This is a genomic window from Burkholderia sp. BCC1638 (assembly GCF_902833195.1).
Taxonomy (GTDB): domain Bacteria; phylum Pseudomonadota; class Gammaproteobacteria; order Burkholderiales; family Burkholderiaceae; genus Burkholderia; species Burkholderia diffusa.
This window is the reverse complement of the sequence record NZ_CADFEC010000106.1, coordinates 1-534: the sequence shown is the minus strand read 5'-3', so window position 1 is coordinate 534 and position 534 is coordinate 1. Positions and strand designations below refer to the sequence as shown.

Sequence of the window (534 nt, the reverse complement as noted above, 5' to 3'; positions counted from 1 at the left end):
TCAGCTCTATCAGGATCAGCAAGCGCTCGTGATGTGCGGCGCCGGGGTTCGCCATGGACTCACCAGCGAACGCCGTGGATCTCCTCCACAGCCTCACGCCCGCGGCGCCGGCCATGCCGGCCGCGCTCGTCAGGCCCAGGAAATCGCGTCGCTTCATGATGCCGCCCTCCTCGCCGCGCCGCTCGCGCGCTTCAGGTCAACTGGTAAACCGGGTCCATCAGCAGCGCGCGCAGATAGGCCGCGCCGTTCGCATCGGCATCGATCGCCGCCACCGGCGAGAGCGGCAGCACCGCGTGCTGGAGCTGCAGCTCGGCCGACAGCGTGGGCCTGGCCTGCGGCGCCGTGCCGAAGCGCGCGAGCCAGCCGTCGAGGTCGAAGCGCAGCGTCGGCGGCTTCGCCGCCATCCCGGCAACTCGCGCGGTCGGCTTCATGCTCGCAGTGGTGGAACGGAAACTGCGCTCGACGAATTGCTTGCGCGCCAGCAGGGTCGCGCTGTTGATCCACAGCGTGCCGCACGGCCAGCCCTTCACGTTG

General features: G+C 70.0%; 1 protein-coding gene and 1 pseudogene. Both read right to left on the bottom strand.

Annotated elements, in window-relative coordinates; translation table 11 throughout:
• Positions 1-157, bottom strand: a 157-nt coding sequence (locus HWX22_RS31410) for a twin-arginine translocation signal domain-containing protein (protein WP_175917007.1), incomplete at its 3' end; no start/stop codon positions are given.
• A gap of 34 nt (positions 158-191) precedes the next feature.
• Positions 192-534 (bottom strand): annotated as a pseudogene (locus HWX22_RS31405) (DUF1800 domain-containing protein); the annotation flags it as partial.